Raw genomic sequence first — 19,790 nt, forward strand, 5'->3', positions numbered from 1 at the left:
CGGGCGACCTCAGCGGGCGGGCAGCGCCCTCAGCCGGCGGGTGAGCGCGGACGGGTCGAGGTTCGCCTTCGTGCCGGCGTCGTGGCCGTCGAGGTAACCGCTGCCGGACAGCCGCCGGGGCGCGGCCGAGCGCAGGCCGCCGAACTGCTCGTCGAACGCGTGCTGCACCATCTGCGCGCGGTCGCGGACCACCAGCTCCGCCGACCGCTCGCCGGGCGCCGCCGTGCGGACGGCTTCCTCTTCCGCGTGGGAAAGCCGCTCGTGGACCGCGCGCGCGAAGCCGTGCAGCCAGGTGCGCCGGTAGGCCGCGAGCGACTCGCCGGGGAAGAAGCCGTCCGGCCGGACGCGGGTCAGCTGGGTGCTCGCCTGCAGCAGCAGGCTGGTGAACAGCAGCTCCACCCGGCCGAGGTCGGAGCGGTAGCCGAAGACCGTGACGCTCTCGACCTTCTGGCCGTAGCGGTGCAGCAGGGTCCGGCAGCGCAGCGGGTACGCGACCGAGGTGAGCAGGCTCGCCTTGTCCCGGCTGTACGGGTCGTTCATCGGGATCTTGAGCGTGCCGATCTCGTCGCTCGCGCCGGCCGCGGCGAGCATCGCCTGGTCGATGCCGTACCGCGCGACCAGCTCGGCGGCCTTCTTGTTGTAAGCCTCGGCCTCCGCCTCGGTGACCGCCGGGTCCTCGGCCTTGGCCAGCAGCTTGCGGATGCGCTCGAGCTGCGGGTCTGACTCGGTCATGGACGAGAGGGTATTCGATCAGGTGTTCGGGCGCTCGCACCGGGTGCGCGTGTCGCCGCCCGGGTGCACGAGCCCGGTTTCGTAGGCCACCACGACGGCCTGCGCGCGGCTCGAGATGCCGAGCTTGGCCATCAGCCGGTTGAGGTGGGTCTTCACCGTCGCTTCGCTGACCCGCAGTTCGCCCGCGATCCGGCCGTTCGTGGCGCCGGTGCCGACGAACTTCAGCACCTCCAGCTCGCGGTCGGTCAGGCCGGCCAGCACGGGCGCGGTGGCCGGCGGCTCCGGCGGGGTCCGGGTGAACGCCTCGACGAGCCGCCGGGTGATCGTCGGGCCGAACAGCATGTCCCCGCGGGCGGCCGCGTGGATGCCGGCGATCAGCCGCTCCGGCGGGCTGTCCTTGAGCAGGAAGCCGGCCGCGCCCGCGCGCAACGCCGTGTAGACGTATTCGTCGAGGTCGAACACGGTCAGTATGAGCACGGCAGGCCGCGGCGGGGTCGCCTCGGCGAGGATCCGTTCGGTCGCCTTGACGCCGTCGAGCCCGGGCAGGCGGATGTCCATCAGGATGACTTCGGGACGCAGCGCCGCCGCCTTCTCGACGGCTTCGAGGCCGTCACGGGCTTCACCGACGACGTCGATTCCGGGGACCGCGCCGAGCAGCGCGGCGAACCCGGCGCGGACGAGGTCCTGGTCGTCGACCACCAGCACGCTGGTCACTCGGGCTCCTGCGGTTCGGGCAACGGGCGCGGGTACGGCAGCGTCAGCACGACGGCGAACCCGGCCGGGTCGCGGGGGCCGATCTTGATCACGCCACCGTACATCCGGGCGCGCTCGCGCATGCCGACCAGCCCGTGCCCGGCCGGGTTCGGCGCGGCCGCGCGTCCGCCGCCGTCGGTGACGCTCAGAACCAGGTGCTCGGCCTGGTAGTCGAGGACCAGTTCGGCCGCGGTGCCGGCGTGCTTGAGCACGTTCGTCAGCGCTTCCTGCGCGACGCGGAACGCGCACAGCTGCTGGCCCGGCGGCAGTGTCCGGGGCGAGCCGGTCACGCGGAGGCCAACCGGGATCCCGGCCTCGCGAACGCGTGCGGCGAGCGCGTCGAGGTCCGCGAGGCCGGGCTGTGGCCGGTACTCCTCCGGCGCGTGCTGCGGCGGGCGAAGCACGCTGAGGAGGCGTCGCAGCTCGTCGAGCGCTTCGGTCGTGGTCCCGGTGATCGTGCCCAGCGCGGTCCGGGCGGTGTCCGGGGCGGAATCGAAGACGTACCGCGCGAGGTTGGCCTGCACCGAGATCACCGAAAGGTGGTGCGAGACGACGTCGTGCAGCTCGTGCGCGATCCGGATGCGCTCCTCGGCGACGGCCTGCTCGGCCTCCTGTTCGGCGTCGCGCAGGCGGTGGCTGCGCACGTAGGCGGCACGCCCGATCGCCGCGATCCCGGTGGTGAGGAGCAGCGCCAGGAGCGAGTCGCCGACCGGGGAGACCGGGCTGCCGGACAGCATCGACGTCTCGTAGGCGGCCAGGCCGAGCACGGTCACGACCAGCGCGTCGCGGAACCGGCAGTGCGCCCACACCGTGTAGGCGGCGACGATCACGCTGAGCTGGCCGAGCTGCGACCGGAAACCGAGGCCGTAGAACAGTCCCATCAGGACGACGCAGGCCACCAGCGCCGGGATCGGGAACCGGCGGCGCAGCACGAGCGGCAGCGCGCTCACGACGGCCAGGACCAGCCCGAGCGGCCGCGCGTGGTCGCCGAAGTGCCCGCCCAGGTCGGTCGCGCCGGCGAGCTGGTAGGCCGCGACGACCACCGCGAGCACGGCGTCGGCGAGCTGTGGCCGCGCGCGAAGGAGTCCCAGCACGCTGCGAAGCTACCTGGTCGACCCTGCGTGGTAGCCGGAGCCCGCGGCCTACCGCGAAGGTTTACCCGGCACTGCGTCGCCGGTTGCTTCCCCTGCGTGGCCGGCCGCCGCTAGCGTCGTCGGCTGGCTCGGTGGAGAGGGTGTCCCAACCCAAGGCAGGGGGAGGGCTTTGGTGCGTCCTCTTCGCCGGGTTCCTAGCCGAGGTACGCGTCGAGCGTGACGGCCAGCGCCGACTCGGGCGACGGCGCGAAGCTCGCGCCGGCCAGCCCGCCCCACAGCCACAGCTGGGCGAGGCCGTGCAGCGCGGCCCACAGTGACGCGGCGACGAGCCGCAGGTCGGCGCCGGACCGCGCGATCGGCGTCGGCACCGCCGCCACCAGCACGGCGAAGGTGTCGAACACCGCGCTCGCCGCGGCCGAGAGGGCCGGGTCGTCCGCGTCGATCAGGTCGCGGCGGAACATCAGCTCGAACATCGCCGGGTTCTGCAGGGCGAAGTCGAGGTAGCTGTGGCACGCGGCGGTCAGCCGGACGCGCGGCGAAGTGTCCGGCAGCGTCGCGCGGCGGGCGAGCAGGTCGGCGTACCCGCGGGTCGCGACGGCCGAGAGCAGCTCGGCGCGGCCGGAGAAGTGCCGCAGCGGCGCGCCGTGCGACACCCCGGCGGCCTTGGCGATCCCGCGCAGCGTGACGGCGCCGACGCCTTCCTCGGTGAGCAGCTCGGTGGCCGTCGTGATCAGGCGTTGCCGGGTGCCCATGCCTCGTCCAGGGTCATCGGGAGCAGGTCGGGGCGCTTCGGGAAGAAGCCGTCCCCGGGCTGGCGGCCGATCAGCCGGTTGCGCGTGCGGGTCACGGCGACCGGAGCGACCTCGTGGAGCAGCCAGTGCAGGTCCGCGCGCCAGCTGCTGTGCTGCGCGGCGCCGGGCAGCGGGGCGAGCCAGGCGGGGTCGGGTTCCCGGCCGAGCAGGCCGAGGACGTACGCGGCGAGCCGGCGGTGGCCGTGCGCGGACAGGTGGAGCCGGTCGGCGCCGAAGTAGCGCGAATCGGTGACGGCCTGGTCGGGCCACAGGTCGATGAGCAGCGCGCCGTAGCTGACGGCGGCTTCGCGGACGGCTTCGTTGAGCGCGACGATCCGCGGCCGCATCCGGCGGCCCAGCGGCATCCGGTGGGAGATGTCGCTGAGGGTGAAGGTGACGACGGTGGGCGAGATCTCGGTGCAGGTCCGGATGGCTTTGTCGACCCGGCGCGCGACGGTGCGGGCGTCCCAGCCCCGGCTCATCACGTCGTTGCCGCCGCCGAAGAGGGCGATGAGGTCGGGCTCGAGCCGGGCGGCCCGGGGCGCCTGCTCGGGGACGATCTGGTCGAGCCGGCGTCCCCGCACGGCGAGGTTGGCGTAGCGGAAGTGCGGCTCGTCCTGGGCGAGGTGGGCGGCGACGAAGTCGGCCCAGCCGCGGTAGTGGTCTTCACCGGGGTACGGATCGTCGAGACCCTCGGCGCAGCTGTCGCCGAGGACGACGAAACGGTGGTAGCTCATCCCGATCTCCGTAACCCGTGGTTCACCTTGTGGACACTGTCTATCAAACTTCTGTAGACGCTGTCTACATCGGGTTCGACGAGGAGTCGCAGGGGGCGGCCGGGCTCAGGCGAGGCGGTCCCGGTGAGCCGAGACGGCGGCCCGCCGCGGATCCGCGGGCGGGAGCGTGCTCAACAGTCCGTCCAGCACCGCGAAGTCGTCCACCCCGCAGGCCGTCTCCCAGAACGACCACAGCACGCCCGCGTCGCCGCTGTTCAACGCCACCTGGCGGACCTGGGCCGTGAGCGTTTCACGCTCTTCGCGGATCGCTGGGGCCTCCGACTCCGGCAGCAACGGCCCGCGGAAGACCCGCAGGACGTCCGCCGGGGAGCCCGTCCGCAGGAATGCCCGCGCACGCAAGAAGTCCGCGTCGATTTCGGCCGCCAGGCGGTACGGGCGCGTCTGGACCACCGACGCGCCCAGCTGGGACCGCAGGCGGTGGATCTCCGCGCGGACCGTCACCGGGTTGCCCGTCTCGCCGTACAGCTGCAACGCCAGCCGTTCCGCCGAGAGGCCGTTCGGGTGCAGGGCCAGCAGCGTCAGGATCTCCGCGTGCCGCAACGTCAACGGCACCTCGCGACCGTCCACAGTGGTCGAATGCGCGCCGTCGGCCAGGTACTCGAGCCGCAGCCGGGAACGCTGGCCGCCGCCGCCCGAAGACAGCCGGAGCAGGTAACCCTCGGGCAACGGCTCGACCGTCGCGATGCGGCCGTCGGGCAGCGCGACCGTGCCGCCGCCGCGGCGGACGTCCACTGTGGACGGCAGCAGGCACGCCTGGGCCGCCAGCACCCGGCCGCCGGCCGAGAGCAGCGCGCCGGGTCGTCCTCGCAGGGCCTCCAGGTGCGGCATGTTGACGCGCCGGAGCCGTTCGTCGCGCACCGCGAGCTGGGCGCGCAGCTGGCCTTCCGCGAGCTGCGCCGTGGCCGTGACCAGGGAAAGCATCGCCGGGTGCACCGTGCGCAGCGGTCCGCTGACGTCGATCGAGCCGAGCAGCACGCCGGTCTCGGGGTCGCGCACGGGCGCCGCCGCGCACGTCCACGTGTGGTAGCGCCGGACCAGGTGCTCGGCCGAGTAGATCTGCACCGGCTCACCGGTGGCCAGCGCCGTCCCCATCGCGTTCGTGCCGATCGCCGCCTCGCTCCAGCGGGTGCCCTCGCTGAGGCCGACCCGGTCGCCGCGCAGCAGCTGGCCGGCCGCGCCCTCGCGCCACAGGATCAGGCCGTCCGCGTCGGTCACGATCATCACGTGCTCGGCGTCGTCGGCGATGCTCACCAGCATCTGCCGCAGCACCGGCAGCACCGGCGCCAGCGGATGGGCCTCCCGCAACGACGAAAGGTCCGCCGACGAGTACACGAACGGCGCCTCGCCTTCGTCCGGGTCGACCCGCGCGGCGAGCGACCGGTTCCACGAATCGGAGACGACGGAGCGTGGCGGCCGCGGCCCGGGAACACCCTGGAGCACCGCGTCGCGGACGTGCTCCAGCAGCCGCGCGTACGACTCGGGGTCGCGCAGCATCTCCGGTTCGGGCGCCTCTGCCACGTCCTCCAGCGTAGAGACCCAGCTCACAGCGCTGCAACGCTCGTGCAACGTAGCCGCGCCTACGTTCGCCGGACTCCGTCACTCCGAGCAACGAGGCAGGGAAGATGGCCCAGTACGCCGCACCGAACACCGAAGGCAGTGTCGTCAGCTACGAGTCGCGCTACGACCACTACATCGGCGGCGAGTACGTGCCGCCCGCGAGCGGCCAGTACTTCGAGAACCCGACGCCCGTCACCGGGAAGACCTTCTGCGAGATCGCCCGCGGCACCGCCGAAGACGTCGAGAAGGCGCTCGACGCCGCCCACGGCGCGGCGCCGGCGTGGGGCCGGACCTCGGTCGAGGAACGCGCGAACGTCCTGCTGAAGATCGCCGACCGGATGGAGCAGCACCTCGAGGCGATCGCGGTCGCCGAGTCGTGGGAGAACGGCAAGGCCGTCCGCGAGACCCTCGCGGCCGACATCCCGCTGGCCATCGACCACTTCCGCTACTTCGCCGGCGCCCTGCGCGCCCAGGAGGGCGGCATCTCGCAGATCGACGAGAACACCGTCGCCTACCACTTCCACGAGCCGCTCGGCGTGGTCGCGCAGATCATCCCGTGGAACTTCCCGATCCTGATGGCGGTCTGGAAGCTCGCCCCGGCGCTGGCCGCGGGCAACGCGATCGTGCTCAAGCCGGCCGAGCAGACCCCGGCGTCGATCCACCTGCTGTTCTCGATCATCGGCGACCTGATCCCGCCGGGTGTGGTCAACATCGTCAACGGCTTCGGCGTCGAAGCGGGCAAGCCGCTGGCCTCCAGCAACCGCGTCCGCAAGGTCGCTTTCACCGGCGAGACCACGACCGGCCGGCTGATCCTGCAGTACGCCAGCGAAAACATCATCCCGGTGACCGTCGAGCTCGGCGGCAAGAGCCCGAACATCTTCTTCGACGACGTCGCCGCGCAGAACGACGCCTTCTACGACAAGGCGCAGGAGGGCTTCACGCTCTTCGCGCTGAACCAGGGCGAGGTCTGCACCTGCCCGTCGCGGGCCCTGGTCCAGAGCGGCATCTACGACCGGTTCATGGGTGACGCCGTCGAGCGCGTCCGCCGGATCAAGCAGGGCCACCCGCTCGACACCGACACGATGATCGGCGCGCAGGCCTCGAACGACCAGCTCGAGAAGATCCTGTCCTACATCGACATCGGCAAGCAGGAGGGCGCCGAGATCCTCACCGGCGGCACCCGCAGCGACCTCGGCGGCGAGCTGTCCGGCGGGTACTACGTCGAGCCGACGGTGTTCGCCGGGGACAACAAGATGCGGATCTTCCAGGAGGAGATCTTCGGCCCGGTCGTGTCGGTGACGAAGTTCGACGACTACGACGACGCCGTGAAGATCGCCAACGACACCCTTTACGGCCTCGGCGCCGGCGTCTGGTCCCGCGACGGCAACACCGCCTACCGCGCCGGGCGCGACATCCAGGCCGGTCGCGTCTGGGTGAACAACTACCACGCCTACCCGGCGCACGCGGCCTTCGGCGGTTACAAGGCGTCCGGCATCGGCCGCGAGAACCACAAGATGATGCTGGACCACTACCAGCAGACGAAGAACATGCTCGTCTCCTACTCCGACCAGGCGCTCGGGTTCTTCTGATGGACGCCCGGCGGGTGGACCTGACCGAGGAATCCGCGGACCTGCTGCGGAAGCTGGTCGCGGTCCACGGTCCGGTGATGTTCCACCAGTCCGGCGGCTGCTGCGACGGGAGCGCGCCGATGTGCTACCCGGTCGGCGAGTTCAAGACCGGCCAGACCGACGTGCACCTCGGCGACCTGGTCGTCGACGGCATCAACGACGTGCCGGTGTGGATGTCCGGACCGCAGTTCGAGTACTGGAAGCACACGCACCTGACGATCGACGTCGTCCCGGGGCGCGGGAGCGGGTTTTCCTTGGAGGCGCCCGAAGGCGTGCGTTTCCTGATCCGCTCCCGGCTGCTCACCGACGAAGAGTCGGCGGCGCTGAACTGAAAGCACTGAACAACGCCGTGGCGAGCACCAGCCCCTCCCGGGCGACCGGGGCGAGCAGGTGCTCGTCCGGCGCGTGCTGCAGGCAGCCCGGGTAGGAGTGCGGCAGCCACAGCGTCGCCAGTCCCAAGATGTCGGTGAAGACGTGGTTGGGCAGGCCGCCGCCGAAGTTGGGCAGGAGTGCGACCGGTCGGTCCGCCACCGCGTCCAAAGTGGACTTCGCCCAGTTCGCCCACGGGTTGTCGACCGGGGTCCGGCTGGCGCGGAAGCTGGCGTCCGCGGTCACCTCGACCATCGAGAACCCCTGTGCCGCAAGGTGTTCGCGAACAGCGGGAGCAACACCGTCGACGTCGGTGCCCGCGACGTACCGGAGCTGCAGCACCGCACGGGCCCGGCCGGGGATCGCGTTGACCGGGCGGTCGGCGTCGGCCGCGCCGAGCGCGAGGACCTCCAGGGTGTTCCAGCCGTAGAGCCGTTCGGCGGGCGTCAGCCGTGGATCACCCCAGTGCTCGTCCAGCTCCGGGTCGCCCGGGGTGGTCCCGACGATCACGCCGTTCAGGGCCGCGCGCACGCTGCCCGGCAGTTCGGGCGGCAGCAGCCCGGGCACCTGGATGCGGCCGTGGCCGTCGACCAGGCTCGCGATCGCGCCGGCGAGCGTGGTCGCCGGGTTGCGCAGGATCCCGCCCCAGTTGCCGGAGTGGTACGAGTCCGGCCGCAGGTCGACGTCGAGGGTGATCCGGACGCCGCCGCGCGCGCCGAGGAACAGCGTCGGTGTCGCCGCGTCGAGACGAGGACCGTCCGAGGCGATCAGGACGTCGGCGCTGAGCAAGTCGCGTTGCTGCGCGGCGAACTCGTCGAGCCCTGGTGAGCCGATCTCCTCGCCGGTCTCGAACAGGAATTTCAGGTTGAAGCCCAGCTTCCCGCGCTCGGCCAGCAGCAGCCGCAACGCCGTGAGGTTGACCAGGTGCTGGCCCTTGTTGTCGGCGGTGCCGCGGCCGTACCAGCGGTCACCGTCGGCGGTCAGCGTCCACGGGTCGAGGCCGTCGCTCCACTGCCCGGCTTCGCCGACGACGTCGGCGTGGCCGTAGCAGAGCAGCGTCGGCAGCTCCGGTGCTTCGACGCGGACGCCGACCAGGAACGGGCCGCCCGCCGGGTCCGGGTTGGGGTGCTGGGTGACGTCGCAGCCGAGGCCGGTCAACGCGGGGGCCAGGACCTCGTCGAGGTAGGCCTGGATCGCGGCGCGGCCTTCGGGGGCGTCGCTGACCGTGGGGTAGGCGACCAGCCTGGCCAGCTCGGTGAAGAAGGCGCCGGAGTCGACGTGGGCGCGGGCCTTGTCGAGCAGTTCCATACCCGCCACCTTAAGGGCCTGAAACTGTACGAACGATCGTGCTATCTTGTGGGTATGAACGTCGACAGCGTCTACGTGGGGGAACCGAGCGTGCTGGGGTACCGGCGCGAGCTGCCGGTGCTCAGCGGGATCACGAAAGCGCTGGTCACGGTGCCGGAGCTGAACTTGACCGAGTTGAACCTCGACGGCGACCGCCAGGCCGACCTCACCGTGCACGGCGGGGTCGACAAAGCGGTCTACGTCTACCCGGCCGAGCACTACGCGGCCTGGCGCGAGGACGGCTTCGAGGTGTCGACGGCCGACTTCGGCGAGAACATCTCCCTGAGCGGCGTCACCGAGGACGACGTGCGGATCGGGGACGTCTGGGCCTGGGGTGACGCGCTCGTGCAGGTCTCCCAGCCGCGGTCGCCGTGCTACAAGCTCGCCATGAAGACCGGCCGCCGGGACATCACTCCGGCGATGATCGACTCCCTGCGCAGCGGGTGGTACCTGCGCGTGCTGCGGCCGGGCACCGTGCCGACGTCCGGCGCGCTCGAGCTGGTCGAGCGTGCGGACGCGCCGACGGTCGCCGAGGTGTACGTCATCACGTTCGCGAACTACGGGCAGCTGCCGCCGGAGCGCGTCGAACAGGCGCTGGGCTTCGCGGACCGCGTGCTGGCGACCCCGGCGCTGGCGGAGCAGTGGAGCGCCGGCATCCAGTCTACTGTGGACCGTTGGCGGGCGCGGCGTGCCGGTTGACGGCCGGGTCGCCCGCGGCGACGCGACCCGCCGCGTGGTGCTGCGTCGGGCGGTGGACGTCGCGTCGGTCGACGGCCTGGACGGGCTGTCCCTCGGCCGGCTGGCCACCGAGCTCGAGCTGAGCAAGAGCGGCGTGTTCGCGCTGTTCGGCTCGAAGGAGGAGCTGCAGCTCGCGACGATCGAGGCCGCTCTCGGCATCTTTGACGCGCACGTGGTGGCGCCCGCGCGGGCGGTGGAGCCGGGCCTGCCGCGGCTGCGGGCGATCTGCGATAACTGGCTGGTCTACTCGGAAAAGCGCGTCTTCCCGGGTGGCTGTTTCTTCTTCAACGCCGGCGCGGAGTTCGACGCACGACCGGGCCGCGTCCACGACGCGGTGGCGGCGGCGAGCGGCTCGTTCGCGACGTTCATCCGGGAGACTGCCCACGAGGCCGTCACCCTCGGCCACCTCACCGCGGACCCCGAGGTGCTGGCCTTCGAGCTGCACGCGCTGGGCCGCGCGGCCAACGCGGACGCCGTCCTCAACAACGTCACCACGCCCTACGCCCTGGCCAGGCGGGCGATCGGCGCCCGCCTGGCCGGGTGACGTCACTTCCAGTCGACCTGCGGGGAGCGGTAGAAGTTGATGCCCTGGGTCACCCAGCGCGGCGCCTGCTTGGCGAGGCGCAGGCGGTAGGCGTCCCAGTTGTGCGTCGGCTTCGGGGACCAGCCGATCTCCGCGATCCCCGGCAGCCGCGGGAACGCCATGTACTCGATGTCGTCGCTGGTCCGGATCGTCTCGGTCCACAGCGGCGCCTCGACCCCCGCGACCTGGCTCTCGCCGACGCCGGTCACCAGCGACGCGGGGTCCCAGTCGTACCCGTCGCGGACCTCGACCAGCGCCGCCCAGTCCTGGCCCAGCGGGGTCGACTCGGTGTACTTCATGTCCAGGTACGCGTAGTTCGCCGGCGACATCAGGATCTTGTTGCCCCGGGCCGCCGCGGCCGCGACGGAGGCGTTGTCACCCCCGAAGTCCCAGTACTGCGGGATCGCCGACACCGGCGGGGTGGCCTTGGCGATCTCGTGCCAGCCGGTGATCTTCTTGCCGTACTTGGCGACGATCGGCGCCACCTTCTGCTCGAAGGTGATGTAGTCCGCCGGCGGCGTTGCGTGCGCCTCGTCGCCGCCGATGTGCAGGTACTGGCCCGGCGTGATGGCCGCCAGCTCGCGCACGACGTCGTCGACGAACCGGTAGGTGATCGGCGAGGAGATGCACAGCGAGCTATAGCCGACCTCGGTGTCCGTCCGCGGCGGGACGGCGACGCCGTCGCAGTTCAGCTCCGCGTACGTCGACTGCGCCGCGTTCGTGTGGCCCGGCATGTCGATCTCGGGGATCACCGTGATGTGCCGCGAAGCCGCGTACGCGACGATGTCCTTGTACTGCTTCTGCGTGTAGTAGCCGCCCGGGTCGCCGTACGCGGCCGTCTTGCCGCCGATCGTCGCCAGCTTCGGCCAGCTCTTGATCTCGATGCGCCAGCCCTGGTCGTCGGCCAGGTGCAGGTGCAGCGTGTTGATCTTGTACTGGGCGATCTGGTCGATGTACAGCTTGACCTGGTCCGGCTGGAAGAAGTGCCGCGCGACGTCGAGCATCGCGCCGCGCTCGCCGAAGCGCGGGTAGTCGAGGATCGTGCCGCCGGCGACGGTCCACGTCCGGTGCTGCACGCGCTTCGCGTCGATGGCCGACGGCAGCAGCTGCCGCAGTGACTGGACCCCTTCGAAGAGGCCGTCCGCGGTGTTGGCCTTCAGCGTGACGCCGGTTCGCGCGACCTTCAGCTCGTAACCCTCGGTGCCGGTGCGGGCGTCGCGGCCCAGCTCCAGCGAGATCGCGGGCAGGCCCCACGCGTGCGGCACGACCGGCAGCGGGTAACCCGTGGCCGGGCGCAGCAGGCCCCGCAGGTAGTCCGCGACCTGGCCGGCGCCGCGGCCGGCGCTGATCACGGTGAACGGCGTGAGCCGGAAGTCCGCCTTCGGATCGGCCTTCGCCGAGACGGGCGCCGGGATCACGTCGGTCACGCTGCGTTCCGGCGCGGCCGGGGAAGCCGGGGAAGCGGCCGCGGCGGCGGGCAGGCCGACCGCCGTGAGACTCACGATCGCCGCGGTCAGGACGGCTCTGGACAAGCGCATCAGGGCACCTCCGGTCGGGGACTCCTCTCAAAGGTACAGACCAGCCGGAGCATTTGGAACAATACTTTACGAACTGCGGAGCGCGGGGCGGATCGCTTCCAGCACCGCCGGATCCTCGATCGTGGCGGGCACGGCTTCGTCGCGGCCGTCGGCGATCGCGCGCATGGTCCGGCGCAGGATCTTCCCCGACCGCGTCTTCGGCAGTCCGTCCACAATGGACACGTCGCGGAACGCGGCGACCGGGCCGATGTCCTCCCGGACCATGGCCACCAGCTCCGCGCGCAGCTGGTCCTCGGGGATGTCCGCGCCCGCCTTCAGCGTCACGAACCCGCGGGGCAGCTGGCCCTTGAGCCGGTCGGCGACCCCGATGACGGCGCACTCGGCGACCGCCGGATGCGAAGCCACCACGGCCTCCATCGACCCGGTGGACAGGCGGTGGCCGGCCACGTTGATGACGTCGTCGGTGCGGCCCATGACGAACAGGTAGCCGTCTTCGTCGAGGTACCCCGAGTCGCCGGTCAGGTAGTGGCCCTCGTAGCGGGAGAGGTAGGCCCGGCGGTAGCGCTCGTCGTCACCCCACAGCGTCGGCAGCGAACCCGGCGGCAGCGGCAGCTTCAGCGTGATGGCCCCTTCGCGCCCGGCCGGCAGCTCGTTGCCCGCCCGGTCGAGGATCCGGATGTCCGAGCCCGGGACGGGCTTGGTCACCGAGCCGGCCTTGACCGGCATCGGCTCCAGGCCGCGGAGGTTGGACGCGGTCGGCCAGCCGGTCTCGGTCTGCCACCAGTGGTCGATGATCGGCTTGCCCAGCTTCCCGTGCGCCCAGTGGTAGGTCTCCGGGTCGAGCCGCTCGCCGGCCAGGAACAGCGCCTTGAACGCCGTCAGGTCGTACTTCGCCAGCTCCTCGGCGTCCGGGTCGACCTGCTTGATCGCCCGCAGCGCGGTCGGCGCGCAGTACAGCCCCCGGACCCGGTGCTCGGCGATGACCCGCCAGAACGCGCCCGCGTCGGGCGTGCCGACCGGCTTGCCCTCGTAGAGCACGGTCGTCGCGCCGACCAGCAGCGGCGCGTACACGATGTAGGAGTGGCCGACGACCCAGCCGACGTCCGAGGCGCCCCACCAGACGTCCCCCGCGTGGATGTCGTAAACCGCGTCCATCGAGTACACCAGCCCGACCGCGTGGCCGCCGTTGTCCCGCACGACGCCCTTCGGGCTTCCGGTCGTCCCGGACGTGTAGAGGATGTACAGCGGGTCCGTGGCCGCGAGCGGCACCGGGGCGGCCGGGGTGGCGCCCGCGGCCAGCTCGCGCCAGTCGAAGTCGCGGCCGGTCAGCTCGGCGAGCGCCTGCTCGCGCTGCAGCACGACGACGTGCTCGGGCTGGTGCTCGGTCATCTTGAGCGCGGTCTCGATGATCGGCTTGTACTCGATCACCCGCGTCGGCTCGATGCCGCACGACGCCGCCAGGATCACCTTGGGCTTCGCGTCCTCGACCCGGGCGGCCAGCTCCTTCGGCGCGAACCCGCCGAAGACCACCGAGTGCACCGCGCCGATCCGCGCGCAGGCCAGCATCCCGATGACGGCTTCCGGGACGTTGGGCAGGTAGATGAGGACGCGGTCACCCTTCGTGACCCCCAGGGAGCTGAGTGCACCGGCGAACCGCGCGACCGTGTCCCGCAGCTCTTCGTAGGTGTAGGTGCGTTGCTGTCCGGTCACGGGGGAGTCCCAGATCAGTGCGGCCTGATCCCCGCGGCCGGCCTCGACGTGGCGGTCCAGCGCGTTGTAGGAGGTGTTCAGCTCGGCGCCGGGGAACCAGCGGTGGAAGGGTGGGTTCGAGTCGTCCAGCGCACGTTCCGGGGCCTTCGTCCAGCTGATCTTTTCGGCCGCGGCCAGCCAGAACGCCTCCGGTTCGGCCAGGCTGCGCCGGTAGGCCTCGGAGTACGCGCTCATTCTCCGCCCCTTCGTCGACTTCCGGCCGCCGGTACGGCAGCCACCTGTCCTTGCCAGGTTTCCGCGAACGGGGGTTCGGCAGCGTCTCCTCGACTGCGCCGGCCGCCGCCGGAATCCGCACCGTTGAGACCCGGCAACCTCACGGCGGCCGCGAGCGTCCTAAGCTGGACCGCGGGGAAATGCCGCGTGACGGTGACAAGCGAACACGGACAGTGAGGGGAGCCCGGCGGTGAACGGACTCGCGAGCGCGTTGCTCTCGCTAGCCCATTCCTTGTTCGGCCCGGGCTTCTGCCCCGGCGAATGGGTCTGGGCCACGAGTGCGGCCGGTGCGCTCGTCGCGCTGTTGCCGCCGATCGGCGCGCTGGCGGTGTCGATCATCCGCAAGGGGACCGGCAACCGCTACGACGCCACCACGCTGTCGGTGTTCGGCGGGATCGGCCTGGTCAGCACGCTGGTGCTGCCGTGGCTGCTCGCCATCGGCGTTTCCGGTGTCTACCGCGCGGCCTACGCCAAGGAGAAGACCGGCCTGTCCGCGACCGAGCTCTCGTCGCTGAACAGCGCCGGCGGCTGCTGGGTGGACAACCAGCGCGAGTACCTGGGCGGCGGCCAGACCGTCTTCGACGTGCTGTCCGCGCAGAGCGGCAAGGAAATCCCGTTCTTCGTCTACCTGGTGGCGTTCATCGTGCTGATGGGCGGCTCGCTGCTGTTCGTGATGCTGCAGGGCCGCACGGCCTTCCGCCGCGGCCCGAAGTGGCCGTCCCGGTTCTTCTGGATCCCGTTCGCCGCGATGGCCGTGTTCAGCGTCGGCATGGAGGCGAACACCGCGCTCCACTTCTGGCTGGGCTTCCTGCCGTTCAGCGTGCTGGGCCTGATCCCGGTCGCGATGGTCGGGCCGCCGCCGTGGTCGGTGATCAACCGGCCGGACGCGCCGCCGCGGCGTGAGCCCGAGCCGTACCGGCCGCCCCCGCCGTCGCAGGTCCAGCCGCGGCCCACCCCGCCGCCTCCGCCCCCGGTCAACAAGCCGTACCCGAAGACCGCGCTGGCGTCCGCGCCGGAGCCGCCGCCGATGGCCGGCGCGCTGGCCGCGGCCCCCGGCCCGGTCCCGCCGCCGCCCGGCTCGCGCAACGCCGGCGGCAGCCGCTACCGGCGCGTCAAGCAGCTCGGCGCGGGCGGCTTCGGCACGGTCTGGCAGGCCGTCGACACCCAGCTCAACCGCACGGTCGCGCTGAAGATCGCGCACGCGCCGGACCGCGACACCGCCGAGCGCATGCAGCGCGAGGCCCGCGCGCTCGCCGTGGTCAGCCACCCGAACTGCGTCAAGGTGTACGACCTGGTCGAGGAGCCGGACGGCCTCGCCCTGGTGATGGAGTACCTCGAGGGCCGGCCGCTGGCCGAGCTGGTCGACGGCCAGGGCCCGCTCGACGACGTCGCCGCCGGCCGCCTCTGGGCGACGATGGCGGGCGCGCTCGCCGCGGCGCACGACAAGGGTGTCCTGCACCGCGACATCAAGCCGTCGAACGTGGTGCTCGACCCGAGCGGCCTGGCCCACCTGATCGACTTCGGCATCGCCCGCAGCCAGGGCGACTCGAAGATGACGGCCACCGGGATGATGATCGGCACGCCGGACTTCGTGGCCCCGGAGCAGGCGATGGGCGCCACGGCGTCCCCGGCGTCGGACGCGTGGCAGCTGGCGGCGACGATCAGCTACGCGCTGTCCGGCCAGCCCCCGCGCGGCACCCGCGAGACCCCGATGGCGGCGCTGATGGCCGCGGCGCGGGCGGAGCCGGTGTCCCGGCTGCCCCAGCGCAGTGCGCACGCCCGGCTGCTGGCGGCGTCGCTGGACCCGGAACCGCGTCGGCGTCCGACGCTCAACGCCGTGCGGCGTGAGGTCGAGGGCTGGCTGTCGCGGGCGGGCAAGTCGGCCGACGGCCCGGTGACGCGGGTGGTGCCGCGCCAGCCGCACCGCTGACCCGGCTCACGGCTTCACGGCTTCACGGCCGAGAAGATCACCAGCTGCTTCGGCTCCAGCTTGACGTTCACCTGCTCGAACCCGGCCTTCTCGAGCCGCCCCGGGAACGTCGACGCGTCGACGACGTTCATCGTGTCGCCGATGTGCAGGATGCGGAAGCGCAGGTTGAGCTGGCCGTCGCTGCCGCAGTACGTGCCGCCCGGGCGCAGGACCCGCGCGGCTTCGGCGAAGATCGCGTCCTGGAGCCGGCTGGTCGGGACGTGGTGCAGCATCGTGAAGCAGACGACCGCGGAGAAGCGCCCGGACTCGAACGGCATCTCCGCGCCGTTGCCCTCGACGACGTCGGCGCGGTCGCCGTACTTCGCGCGCAGCAGCTCGGTCGACGCGTGGTCGATCTCCAGGACCGTCAGCTTCGGCACCACGTCGAGCAGCACTTTGGTGGTCGCGCCGAACCCGGGCCCGATCTCGAGCACGTCGTCACCCAGGTCGCGCTCTCGCAGCCACGGTGTCAGGCGCTCCTCGACGGTGGCCGCCCACTTCTCCGAGCTGCAGATCTTGCGGTGGATCAGGTTCATCGGCATGACTCCGACGCTAGGGAGCCCCGGACGTGACCGGTAGCCGATAGCCTGACAACCGATGTCGCAGAACAGTCATTCCGGGGCGATGCTGCTCGGCGCCGTCGACCTGCCCGCCGGCACCTGGTTCCCGGTGCACGAGCACCCCGTCCACCAGCTCGTCTGGTCGGCCCGCGGGGTCGTCGCGGTGAAGGCGGGTGACGCGGGCTGGGTGCTGCCGCCGACGCGCGCGCTGTGGATGCCCGCCGGCGTCCCGCACCGCACCGGCGCTCTCGGCCGCGTCGCGCTGCGCGGCATCTACGCCGACCCAGCGCTGTCGCCGGTGAGCTGGCCGGAGCCGCGGATGGTCGCCGTCCGGCCGTTGCTGCGCGAGCTGCTGGAGTACCTGACCGGTGACGGCGTTGCGCCCGCGGCCCGGCTGCGTGCCGAAGCCGTGGCGTTCGACCTGCTGGAACCGCTCGACGTGGTGCCGATCGTGGTGCCCTCGCCCGCCGACCCGCGCGCCCGCGACGTCGAAGCGGCGGTGCTGGTCAACCCGGCCGACTCCCGCAGCCTCGCCGAGTTCGGCCGAGACGTCGGCGCGGCCGAGCGCACGCTGGCCCGCCTCTTCGTGCGCGAGTGCCGGATGACGTTCGGGACGTGGCGCACGCAGGTGCGCTTGCGTGCGTCGTTGCCGTTGCTGGCGCAGCAGCTCCCGCTGGAGACGGTGGCGCACCGCATCGGTTACAGCTCGGCGAGCGCGTTCGTCGCCGCGTTCCGGCGCGCGGTCGGCGTGACGCCAGGCGCGTACTTCGCGGGCTGAGCTACCGCCAGGACGGCAGCCAGCGTTCGGCTTCCCACTGGCCGTTCGTGATCGCGATGCCGTTCAAGATCGGCCACAACCAGGCGAAGTTCGCCACCACCAGGCCGACGTACAACGACACGACGAGCAGACCGGTCCCACGTCTTTCGAAACCGCGGCGGGCGCTGCCGAGGATCTGGCCCAGGCACAACGTCAGCCCGAGCACCAGGAACGCGGCCAGCGGCGTCGCGTAGAAGAAGTACATCTGGCGGTCGATGTTGGTGAACCAGAAGACGTACCCGCCCAGGTAGCCGACCAGCACGGCCGCGTAGCGCCAGTCCGCGCGGAAGACCGAGCGCCAGACCGACCAGCCGAGCATCGGGATCGCCAGCCACCACATCGCCGGGGTGCCGATCAGCATCGTCGCGCTGACGCAGCGGGACTCGCCGCAGCCGGTCACTTCGCCGTCGTAGCTGTACAGCATCGGGCGCAGCCCCATCGGCCACGTCCACGGCTTCGACTCCCACGGGTGCGGGTTGTCCTTCGGCGTCACGAGCGTCTCGTGGAAGTGCAGGACGTTCGCCGAGTAGTCGCCGAGCGAGCGCAGGGACGCCGGGATCCAGCCCCAGGCACCCGGCGCGATGTCCTTGATCTCGGTGTAGTGCCGGTCGGTCGCCGTCTCGCTGGCGAACCACGCCCAGTACGCGCCGAGGTACATGACCAGCGGGATCACCAGGATCGCCCACAGCGCGGGCGCCACGTCCCGGCGGATCGTGCCCAGCCAGGGCCGTTCGACGCCGGCCGTGCGCCGCGCCGCGACGTCGAAGAACACGCACAGCAGCCCGAACGCGACGATGTAGTACAGCGCCGACCACTTGACGCCGAAGGTGAGCCCGATCATCAGCCCGGTCGCGAACCGCCACCAGCGAAACCCGAGCTTCGGGCCCCAGACGGACTCGTTGACCCAGCCCTCGCGGACGGCCGTCGCGAGGCGTTCGCGCACCTGGTCGCGGTCGGCGAGCAGGCAGGAGAACGCGGCGAGCACGAACACCGCGATGAAGATGTCGAGCATCCCCATCCGCGACTGCAGGTGCAGCACGCCGTCGCTGATCACCAGGACCCCCGCGATGCCGCCGAGCAGCGTCGAGCGGGTGAGCCGGCGGGCGATCCGGATGGTCAGGAAGATGATGAGCGTGCCGGCCAGCGCGGGCATGATGCGCCAGCCCCAGCCGTTGTAACCGAACAGCCATTCGCCGATCGCGATCAGCTGCTTCGCCAGCGGCGGGTGGACGACCAGCTCGTAGCCGTAGTTGTCCTCGTACCCGCCGTTGCGCAGCACCTGCCACGCCTGCGGCACGTAGTGCTTTTCGTCGAAGACCGGGCTGCCCTTGTCGGTGGGCGTGCCCAGGTTCTGCAGCCGGACGATGCCGCCGATCACGGTCAGCACGATGGTGACGACCCAGCCGCGCAGCCGGTCGGCCGGCATGCCTCGGCCGAGCAGGGTCAGTTCGCGGTCGGTGGGCGGCCGGAGCGCAGCCACCGGGTCCGGCTGGACGCTCTCGTCGTCGGGACGGGTCAGCACGGCGGTCACGGGGGCGATCCTACGGGCGGGCCGGGGCGTGCGTCGTCCGCATCCGCTGATCAGCCTAGGCTGGCCCGGTGAGCTCACCCGTGACAACGGGCCGTCTGGTCCTGGCCGCCACCCCGCTCGGCGACGTCCGCGACGCTTCGCCGCGCCTGGCGGAAGCGCTGGCCGAAGCCGACGTCGTGGCCGCTGAGGACACCCGCCGGTTCCGGTCGCTGGCGTCCGCGCTCGAGGTGACCCCGCGCGGCCGGGTGGTGAGCTTCTACGAAGACGTCGAGACGGCGCGCCTGCCCAAGTTGCTCGAATCGTTACGCGCGGGCGAGACGGTGGTGCTCGTGACGGACGCCGGTATGCCCAGTGTGTCCGATCCGGGCTTCCGGCTGGTGGCGGCGTGTGTTGCCGAGGACATCCCGGTGACGTGCCTCCCGGGCCCGTCCGCGGTGACCACGGCGCTCGCTTTGTCCGGTTTGCCGTGCGACCGGTTCTGCTTCGAGGGCTTCGCGCCCCGCAAGCCGGGCGAACGCGCGAAGTGGCTGGCGTCGTTGCGCGACGAGCCGCGCACGGCGGTGTTCTTCGAGTCCCCGCACCGCCTGGCGTCAACGCTGTCGGACGCGGCTTCGGCGCTGGGCGATGAACGCCGGGCCGCGGTGTGCCGCGAGCTGACGAAGACGTACGAAGAGGTGAAGCGGGGAACGTTGGCCTCACTGGCTTCGTGGGCGGCCGAGGGGGTCCGCGGGGAGATCACGGTGGTGCTTTCCGGCGCGGAGCCGCGTGCCGTGTCGGTGGCGGACCTGGTCGGCGAGGTCGCGGCACGAGTGGCTTCGGGGGAGCGCCTGAAGTCCGCGGCGGCCGAGATCGCCGAGGCGACCGGAGTGTCCAAAAAGGAGCTTTACGACGCCGTCCTGGCGGCGCGGAAGGCCGAATGATGCGCTGTCGCAAGGAATGTCCGATTTGTGTGGACAGTCGCTTGTGAGCTCAGGATTAAGCCGTTCGGCCGCTTCCCTCCCTG

The 19,790-nt window shown here is 71.7% G+C and carries 18 protein-coding genes; 7 read left to right on the forward strand and 11 right to left on the reverse strand.

Annotated elements, in window-relative coordinates:
* Positions 1–9: 9 nt before the first annotated feature.
* The 6 genes from ACIA5G_RS40560 to ACIA5G_RS40585 form a co-directional block, all read right to left on the reverse strand.
* Complete coding sequence (locus ACIA5G_RS40560; protein ID WP_395933273.1) at positions 10–732, reverse strand: DUF2786 domain-containing protein; 723 nt, start codon at positions 730–732, stop codon at positions 10–12.
* Between the two features lie 18 nt (positions 733–750).
* Entirely contained in the window at positions 751–1,446 is a 696-nt protein-coding gene (locus ACIA5G_RS40565; protein ID WP_395933275.1) for a response regulator, read from the reverse strand.
* On the reverse strand, positions 1,443–2,579 hold the full coding sequence (locus ACIA5G_RS40570; protein ID WP_395933277.1) for a sensor histidine kinase: 1,137 nt from the start codon (positions 2,577–2,579) through the stop codon (positions 1,443–1,445). The genes ACIA5G_RS40565 and ACIA5G_RS40570 overlap by 4 nt, the downstream gene beginning before the upstream one ends.
* 194 nt (positions 2,580–2,773) lie before the next feature.
* Entirely contained in the window at positions 2,774–3,331 is a 558-nt protein-coding gene (locus ACIA5G_RS40575; protein ID WP_395933279.1) for a TetR/AcrR family transcriptional regulator, read from the reverse strand.
* On the reverse strand, positions 3,310–4,107 hold the full coding sequence (locus tag ACIA5G_RS40580; RefSeq protein ID WP_395933281.1) for an SGNH/GDSL hydrolase family protein: 798 nt from the start codon (positions 4,105–4,107) through the stop codon (positions 3,310–3,312). The genes ACIA5G_RS40575 and ACIA5G_RS40580 overlap by 22 nt, the downstream gene beginning before the upstream one ends.
* A gap of 105 nt (positions 4,108–4,212) precedes the next feature.
* Complete coding sequence (locus tag ACIA5G_RS40585; protein WP_395933283.1) at positions 4,213–5,685, reverse strand: GAF domain-containing protein; 1,473 nt, start codon at positions 5,683–5,685, stop codon at positions 4,213–4,215.
* 104 nt (positions 5,686–5,789) lie between these two features.
* On the opposite strand from ACIA5G_RS40585, the gene ACIA5G_RS40590 reads away from it, so the two are divergent.
* Both ACIA5G_RS40590 and ACIA5G_RS40595 read left to right on the forward strand, forming a co-directional pair.
* A complete protein-coding gene (locus ACIA5G_RS40590; RefSeq protein ID WP_395933285.1) occupies positions 5,790–7,313 on the forward strand; it encodes an aldehyde dehydrogenase family protein in 1,524 nt (507 codons plus the stop codon).
* A complete protein-coding gene (locus tag ACIA5G_RS40595) occupies positions 7,313–7,684 on the forward strand; it encodes a DUF779 domain-containing protein (RefSeq protein ID WP_395933287.1) in 372 nt (123 codons plus the stop codon). Before ACIA5G_RS40590 ends, ACIA5G_RS40595 begins: the two co-directional genes overlap by 1 nt.
* Here the strand turns inward: ACIA5G_RS40595 and ACIA5G_RS40600 are convergent.
* Positions 7,653–9,029, reverse strand: a complete 1,377-nt coding sequence (locus ACIA5G_RS40600; protein WP_395933289.1) for a M20 family metallopeptidase — start codon at positions 9,027–9,029, stop codon at positions 7,653–7,655. The two genes, ACIA5G_RS40595 and ACIA5G_RS40600, sit on opposite strands and share 32 nt — an antisense overlap.
* Before the next feature lie 54 nt (positions 9,030–9,083).
* Here ACIA5G_RS40600 and ACIA5G_RS40605 point away from each other — a divergent pair, with 54 nt between their 5' ends.
* Both ACIA5G_RS40605 and ACIA5G_RS40610 read left to right on the forward strand, forming a co-directional pair.
* Positions 9,084–9,767 (forward strand): MOSC domain-containing protein, encoded by a 684-nt coding sequence (locus ACIA5G_RS40605; protein ID WP_395933291.1) that lies wholly within the window; start codon positions 9,084–9,086, stop codon positions 9,765–9,767.
* Positions 9,757–10,350 carry a TetR/AcrR family transcriptional regulator gene (locus ACIA5G_RS40610; protein WP_395933294.1) on the forward strand — a complete coding sequence of 198 codons (594 nt, stop codon included), beginning with the start codon at positions 9,757–9,759 and terminating at the stop codon, positions 10,348–10,350. Before ACIA5G_RS40605 ends, ACIA5G_RS40610 begins: the two co-directional genes overlap by 11 nt.
* A 2-nt stretch (positions 10,351–10,352) precedes the next feature.
* On the opposite strand, the gene ACIA5G_RS40615 is transcribed toward ACIA5G_RS40610, so the two are convergent.
* The gene (locus ACIA5G_RS40615; RefSeq protein ID WP_395933296.1) at positions 10,353–11,927 is read right to left on the reverse strand and encodes a beta-N-acetylhexosaminidase; all 1,575 of its coding nucleotides are present in this window, start codon (positions 11,925–11,927) and stop codon (positions 10,353–10,355) included.
* A gap of 66 nt (positions 11,928–11,993) precedes the next feature.
* Complete coding sequence (locus tag ACIA5G_RS40620; RefSeq protein ID WP_395933298.1) at positions 11,994–13,871, reverse strand: propionyl-CoA synthetase; 1,878 nt, start codon at positions 13,869–13,871, stop codon at positions 11,994–11,996.
* A gap of 229 nt (positions 13,872–14,100) precedes the next feature.
* Here ACIA5G_RS40620 and ACIA5G_RS40625 point away from each other — a divergent pair, with 229 nt between their 5' ends.
* Complete coding sequence (locus tag ACIA5G_RS40625; protein WP_395933300.1) at positions 14,101–15,840, forward strand: serine/threonine-protein kinase; 1,740 nt, start codon at positions 14,101–14,103, stop codon at positions 15,838–15,840.
* A gap of 14 nt (positions 15,841–15,854) precedes the next feature.
* Here ACIA5G_RS40625 and ACIA5G_RS40630 read toward each other — a convergent pair whose 3' ends face one another.
* The gene (locus ACIA5G_RS40630; protein ID WP_395933302.1) at positions 15,855–16,421 is read right to left on the reverse strand and encodes a class I SAM-dependent methyltransferase; all 567 of its coding nucleotides are present in this window, start codon (positions 16,419–16,421) and stop codon (positions 15,855–15,857) included.
* Positions 16,422–16,503: 82 nt separating this feature from the next.
* On the opposite strand from ACIA5G_RS40630, the gene ACIA5G_RS40635 reads away from it, so the two are divergent.
* On the forward strand, positions 16,504–17,217 hold the full coding sequence (locus tag ACIA5G_RS40635; RefSeq protein ID WP_395933795.1) for an AraC family transcriptional regulator: 714 nt from the start codon (positions 16,504–16,506) through the stop codon (positions 17,215–17,217).
* A gap of 1 nt (position 17,218) precedes the next feature.
* Here ACIA5G_RS40635 and ACIA5G_RS40640 read toward each other — a convergent pair whose 3' ends face one another.
* On the reverse strand, positions 17,219–18,787 hold the full coding sequence (locus ACIA5G_RS40640) for a dolichyl-phosphate-mannose--protein mannosyltransferase (protein WP_395933304.1): 1,569 nt from the start codon (positions 18,785–18,787) through the stop codon (positions 17,219–17,221).
* 80 nt (positions 18,788–18,867) lie between these two features.
* Between ACIA5G_RS40640 and rsmI the strand changes: the two genes are divergently transcribed.
* Positions 18,868–19,707 carry a 16S rRNA (cytidine(1402)-2'-O)-methyltransferase gene (gene rsmI / locus ACIA5G_RS40645; protein WP_395933797.1) on the forward strand — a complete coding sequence of 280 codons (840 nt, stop codon included), beginning with the start codon at positions 18,868–18,870 and terminating at the stop codon, positions 19,705–19,707.
* Positions 19,708–19,790: the final 83 nt, after the last annotated feature.

This window comes from Amycolatopsis sp. NPDC051758, assembly GCF_044453095.1.
GTDB lineage: Bacteria > Actinomycetota > Actinomycetes > Mycobacteriales > Pseudonocardiaceae > Amycolatopsis.

Excerpts from the sequence above, each read along its gene's own strand:
- ACIA5G_RS40580 (WP_395933281.1), bottom strand. The coding sequence starts at position 4,107 with ATGAGCTACCACCGTTTCGTCGTCCTCGGCGACAGCTGCGCCGAGGGT.
- ACIA5G_RS40575 (WP_395933279.1), bottom strand. The coding sequence starts at position 3,331 with ATGGGCACCCGGCAACGCCTGATCACGACGGCCACCGAGCTGCTCACC.
- ACIA5G_RS40595 (WP_395933287.1), top strand. The coding sequence starts at position 7,313 with ATGGACGCCCGGCGGGTGGACCTGACCGAGGAATCCGCGGACCTGCTG.
- ACIA5G_RS40620 (WP_395933298.1), bottom strand. The coding sequence starts at position 13,871 with ATGAGCGCGTACTCCGAGGCCTACCGGCGCAGCCTGGCCGAACCGGAG.
- ACIA5G_RS40560 (WP_395933273.1), bottom strand. The coding sequence starts at position 732 with ATGACCGAGTCAGACCCGCAGCTCGAGCGCATCCGCAAGCTGCTGGCC.
- ACIA5G_RS40605 (WP_395933291.1), top strand. The coding sequence starts at position 9,084 with ATGAACGTCGACAGCGTCTACGTGGGGGAACCGAGCGTGCTGGGGTAC.
- ACIA5G_RS40590 (WP_395933285.1), top strand. The coding sequence starts at position 5,790 with ATGGCCCAGTACGCCGCACCGAACACCGAAGGCAGTGTCGTCAGCTAC.
- ACIA5G_RS40600 (WP_395933289.1), bottom strand. The coding sequence starts at position 9,029 with ATGGAACTGCTCGACAAGGCCCGCGCCCACGTCGACTCCGGCGCCTTC.
- ACIA5G_RS40615 (WP_395933296.1), bottom strand. The coding sequence starts at position 11,927 with ATGCGCTTGTCCAGAGCCGTCCTGACCGCGGCGATCGTGAGTCTCACG.
- ACIA5G_RS40635 (WP_395933795.1), top strand. The coding sequence starts at position 16,504 with ATGCTGCTCGGCGCCGTCGACCTGCCCGCCGGCACCTGGTTCCCGGTG.
- ACIA5G_RS40630 (WP_395933302.1), bottom strand. The coding sequence starts at position 16,421 with ATGCCGATGAACCTGATCCACCGCAAGATCTGCAGCTCGGAGAAGTGG.